The following is a 5,503-nucleotide window of genomic DNA, read 5'->3' on the forward strand; positions in this document are numbered from 1 at the left end:
GGAAATAAACATCATGGGTGCAACATCATATGCTTTAGCTAGCTGTATAATTTCAGTATCGTCGGCATTCGAGATGATTTCGCCTTCACTTGTAGTCCTATAATTGAATATGGTCAGGTAAGTTAAAAAAGGAAGTGTTTTTATTAAAACAGATCTATCTATATATGAAAAAGTATAACCAATAGTGGCTATTGTTCTTTTTCTATTCGTCTGATAGCTGATAACTATAATTTCACCGGGGTACAAAAATTCCATGTCGGAAAGATAGGGATTATTTCTTAATAATTCCATTGGAGTAGTACCATGCTGCATTGCAATACTCTCCAAAGAATCTCCGGCCTGGACCGTATAAAGTGTTTCAGGCTGAACAATCACAATTGTTTGGCCTATTGCTAAATTTTCAGGGTTTGTAATTCCGTTTTCCAATATTAATCGGTCAACAGGGATTTCGTAATATTCTGATATTGAATTTATGGTTTCACCGGGTTGTACAACGTGTAGGATCATGGATTCCCTCAATTGATTTAATTAATCTATTATATGCTGATCTTACATGTTCATAACAGCATCGTGTAGATAATAATGTAACTCAATAATATAAGCAATAACTGGTTTAGGCAGCTGATGCAATTACATATGGGCTATCGGTCCATATACATATGGGCCGACAAGGCATAAGTAATTGTAAATCCTGAGAAAACCCTGTGTTTCAGCGGCCTTCCGGGATTTTTGGGTAAAACTGCAATGTGAAATTCGCCGTGTTTCCGGCGCCTTTTTTATTTCTTTCTGTCTTTAAGTAATCTACATGATTCAAAACATTTCTTAGCATGCTATTTCGAACCATAATGTCATCCACTTCCCAGTACACTTCCACCAGTTGCTTAATGGCAGGAATGAAATCCCTCCGGGCCTGTTCCCTTGCTGCAATCCGGTTCCGTTCTTCTTGAATAAGCGTTAACTCTTCCTGTAACTCTTTTTTCTGATCTTCCAAATTTTTGCGGCGCTCCTGAAAGATATCAAGGGAATATACTCCCTGCTCTAAAAGATCGAAGGTTTTGTTTAACTGCTTTACTGTCTGGATGCATTTCTCTTCGATAGTATGGAGGGAGTTTTCTAAGACAGCCAGTGTGGTTTCACTTTCTTTCCTGGTTTCTTCTGGCCAGTCTAATTCGTATTCCGGAATCCATTCCTTTAAGCCTTCGATGATCTGTTCTTCAATCAGGGAAAGAGGAGACGAGATATTGCTGCACTTACTGTTTGGACAGCGCAGGATGGCGTAACGAAGTCTGGTATTGCTGGGCTGCCTGGTCATTAAGGTGCCGCATTTAAAACAATATACCAGCCCGGAAAGGGGGTTTTGCAAGGCAGTATTGTTTTTGATCGGGAGAGGTTTACCGGCTTTGATCTTCTGCACCAGGTTATACTTTTCTTCCGGTATAATTGCTGTGAAGCGTCCACGGACTTTTTCACAGTCAGCATCCTTGGGTCTGGTTTCAATGATTTTTCCATCTATCATTTGCTTTAGAACCTTGCGCCACTGCCACCGCTGATATCCGCAGTAGGTAGGGTTACTTAATATGTCTATAATGGAAGAAGCTGACCAAGGTCTTTCACTTCGAGAAGGTATTTGCAGCTCGTTCAGCCGATCCCTGATCTGGTAGGAACCAAAAGGAGCATAGCTGCCATCTGCCTGCAGCTCGCCTGCGATATAAAGTTCATAGATGTATTCAACAATTTTTGCCTCTTCCGGAACGATTTCCAGGGTATATCCCTTATCGCCTTTCTGTTTTATTTTTTCATATCCATAAGTAGCTGTTCCGGCTATGTACCAGCCGTCCCGAAAGGCAGCGATACGGCCTCTTTGAATTCTCCGGTTGATAGTTTTGTATTCTCTGCGGCTCATGAAGAGGTTGAACTCAAAATACTCTTCGTCAAATTCGTCTGAAGGATCATAGGTTTTTAAAGGGGTGACGATCTTAGTGCTGCTAAATTTAAAAGCTTCCGCCACGGTCCCCTGGTCCTTGGTGTCACCTCTGGCAAGACGCTCGACCTCCATGACAAGAACGCCCTCCCACATGCCTTGCATGACCTCTAATAACACTTGCTGCATTTTGGGGCGGGCAGAAATGGTCTCTCCAGAAACCAGCTCTTTATATATGGCGCCGACTTCAAGACTCATTTTTATAGCCAGTTCGGTCAGTAATTGTTCATGGCGGGCGAGTGTCTCACCTTCGCCGCGGGCTTCCGCTTCTTTGTCAGCCCGGCTTTTTCTTAAATACATGAGATATGACATAGGCGCCTCCCTTCTGGATCTGTTTTATTTTATGGGTATGCTGTGTTCTTAATTCTAATTCATGGCATAAAAAATACGCCCTTGTCAGATTCCGGCCATTTGAGCCGGAATGCAGCAGGCGTTATACATGCAAAGATTATAGGCCAAAAACAAGTAAAGGTGTACAAACTATGGAACATAGAATCATTTAGAAGGGGTGGTGATATGTCAATAGTGAAGGAAGTAAAAAGAGGAAACACGACTTTTATTTTTCATGACGATTACTGCAAAGATACAACTTCTGAAGAGGCTAAAGCTATTTCTAAACAAATTGCTAAAATGGTACTGCCGGCACTGAGGGCAGCTTATTTACATAAGGAGGGAACCGGCTGAGGCCGGAACTGGTGGACAAGTGGTCTGGCCCTCATATTTTTTCTTCTTCTGACATATTCTTTAACAGGTATATCACTTAGATCGTTGCTGGGACATCCAAATTTTAGGCAGACAACCTCATTCTGCCTATTGTATGATTACTACTTTCAGTGATAGCGAGGAGACTTAACTATGAAGAGAATTTTGGATAACAATTATTTTGATTTAATTATTACTAACCCAGTAATGTTATTTCCCAGTGATGATTACATTACATATTTAAATAACCGGCATTCCTTACTGCATATCCCGACTGAAGATGTAGACATTTGTGATTTGGCAGATTTCCCCGCACACACCTTTCCGTCACTATATACCCTCAATTCTACAGTCAGTCTGGAACGAAGTGGTATTGGAGAGGTGCAGCGGATTCCGGCTTTAGCTCTGTACGGACAGGGCGTAATTGTAGTGGTCATTGATACCGGCATTGATTACCAGCATCCCGCTTTCCGCAACAGCGATGGTTCAACCCGTATCCTTACTATATGGGATCAGACTCAGCAAGAGGGCACTCCTCCCGAAACGTTTACCTTTGGTACGGAATACAGCCGTGAGACAATCAATACCGCATTAAATTCTGAAGACCCCTTGTCCATTGTACCATCAACAGACACCAACGGACACGGAACGGCCATCGCAAGCGTTATTGCCGGTACTTCCAATGCGCTGGAAGCCTTTAGCGGTGTAGTCCCACAATCTGATCTGGTGATCGTAAAACTGAAGGAAGCAAAACAGAATCTAAAGAGCTTTTATTTTGTCCCCGATGATGCTTTATGCTTTCAAGAATCTGATCTTATGCTTGGCTTTCGTTATTCCCTTACCATTCAGGAAAGGTTTAGCCGCCCTGTAGTCACTTGCTTTGCCGTTGGAAGTAACCAGGGAGGTCATGATGGGAATGGCGCCCTAAGCGGTTACCTAAATGATCTGGTATTGCAGACCGGTGTCGGCATATCCGTTTCTGCCGGTAACGAGGGAAACAGCCGCAGTCATTATTATAATTTCACTCCGTTAGAACCTTTTTACAATGACTTCGAGTTAAGAATAGGGGAAGAGGATAAAATATTTGCTTTGGAAATCTGGTCACATTCTCTAGGAAGGGTGTCCATTGACATATCCTCACCAAACAGAGAATCAACACAACAGATTTACCCCACGATCGGCAGCTGCAGAATATTCAACTTTGTGTTCTCTCCTACTACCCTTTATGTCAATAATTATATTTTTGAAGAGGAAACCGGAGACCAGATGATCCTGGTACGTTTTCAGAACACGATCCCCGGAATCTGGCGTATACGAATCAGGAGCGTTGAAAATGAGCCTTTGTCCTTCCATTCATGGCTTCCTTCCAACGGTCTCATATCTGACCAGACCTATTTTCTTAATTACTCACCGGATACCACCATCACTTCACCTGGAAACGGCAATCGCCAGCTGACTGTGACTGCCTATAATCAGATGAATAATTCAATTCTTGGTGAATCAAGCAGGGGTTATACAAGAACGGGCTTTGTCAAACCGGATATTGCGGCTCCCGGTTACCAGCTTACTTGTGCACTTCCCGGAGGCGGGTATGGTTCTGTGACCGGAACTGGTGCCGCCGCCGCCCATACAGCCGGCATTATTTCCATGGTCTTTGAGTGGACCATTGTGAGGGGAAATTATAGCACAATGAATGGAATTTCTGTTGACCGGTTGATGGTAAGAGGGGCGACGCGTTCCAGCTCATTCACCTATCCGAATAACATATGGGGATACGGCCAGGTGAATGTGGTCAATTTGTTCAGGCTGCTTACTAACTTTTAACCCCATCAAGCATGGTCGCGGATTGCGGATATCCGATTGACTGAAACAGGGGCTATAATTGCCTGATCCATCCTTTTCACTTCACGATTGGAGATAATTAAAGCGGGTATCCGGTATTCCGGGCCCGCCTTTATAACGTTCTTTACAACTGCCTGCATGGACATTTATAACTTCTGAATGTAATATTGAGTATTAATAATAAGCCACATTCGGGTATCGAATCTCATAATTGTCCAAATAGATAAACCTTGAAGATCATATTCCTCTACAAGTCCGGCTCTTGCATCAAAGCTTCTTGCATCTTTAAACCATACTACATGCAGAATTCCATCACTGTCAATATAGTAGAAGTAAGAGGACTGTGCTATTTCATTAAATTGTATTGGTATATCGTTTTCCGCTGCAATTTGTACCGCATTATTATTAGATATCACAACAGCTTCTGTAGCACCGGGAACATATGGAAGTGTCCAATCATAACCTAGAGCGGTGACTCCTAGAAAAATTTTCTCAGGGGGAATGATGCTAACCACATAATCTAATAACTCTCTTAAGATATTAACCGGAAATATTGCGTTTGGATAGCTGTAGGACCTTGCCCAGTCATAAGAAGAAAATATAATTCCATCTGCAAATTCAGATAATTTTGAATAGTCTAATTTTTCAAAATTAACGCCGGGGATATCTACATTCGTAGCCGGTGTTATGGTAATCAACATCTTATAACCTTCTGAATGAAATATCGCAGAGGCTCTTTTTAAATATTCAGCAATGCTGTCTATGTTGTCATTGGTTATATTTTCGGCATATATATTTATACCATAAAAGCCTTTCGTTTTTAGTATGTAAAGAGCGTTTTCAATAAAGCGATCCTGCACAATAGGGTTATTTATAATATTATAGGTCACTTCGCGGCTGACGATTCCCTCTTCCGTCATAGTGGAAATAAACATCATGGGTGCAACATCATATGCTTTAGCTAGCTGTATAATTTCA

5 protein-coding genes are annotated in these 5,503 nt (G+C 42.0%); 2 read left to right on the forward strand and 3 right to left on the reverse strand.

The features are described 5' to 3' along the window. Together RT269_RS29650 and RT269_RS29655 are read right to left on the reverse strand one after the other, a co-directional pair. Positions 1–507, reverse strand: a 507-nt coding sequence (locus tag RT269_RS29650; protein WP_313188099.1) for a LysM peptidoglycan-binding domain-containing protein, incomplete at its 3' end; no start/stop codon positions are given. A 202-nt stretch (positions 508–709) separates the two neighbouring features. After that, entirely contained in the window at positions 710–2,293 is a 1,584-nt protein-coding gene (locus RT269_RS29655; RefSeq protein WP_313188101.1) for a recombinase family protein, read from the reverse strand. A 204-nt stretch (positions 2,294–2,497) separates the two neighbouring features. On the opposite strand from RT269_RS29655, the gene RT269_RS29660 reads away from it, so the two are divergent. Together RT269_RS29660 and RT269_RS29665 are read left to right on the forward strand one after the other, a co-directional pair. Next, positions 2,498–2,665, forward strand: coding sequence for a hypothetical protein (locus RT269_RS29660; RefSeq protein WP_313188102.1), 168 nt, complete (start codon positions 2,498–2,500; stop codon positions 2,663–2,665). Between the two features lie 171 nt (positions 2,666–2,836). After that, positions 2,837–4,507 carry a S8 family peptidase gene (locus RT269_RS29665; protein WP_313188103.1) on the forward strand — a complete coding sequence of 557 codons (1,671 nt, stop codon included), beginning with the start codon at positions 2,837–2,839 and terminating at the stop codon, positions 4,505–4,507. Between the two features lie 164 nt (positions 4,508–4,671). Here the strand turns inward: RT269_RS29665 and RT269_RS29670 are convergent. Beyond that, the coding region (locus RT269_RS29670) for a glycosyl hydrolase family 18 protein (protein WP_313188104.1) at positions 4,672–5,503 on the reverse strand (832 nt) is incomplete at its 5' end.

Origin of the sequence: Lacrimispora sp., from assembly GCF_032078915.1 — a bacterium.
GTDB lineage: Bacteria > Bacillota > Clostridia > Lachnospirales > Lachnospiraceae > Lacrimispora.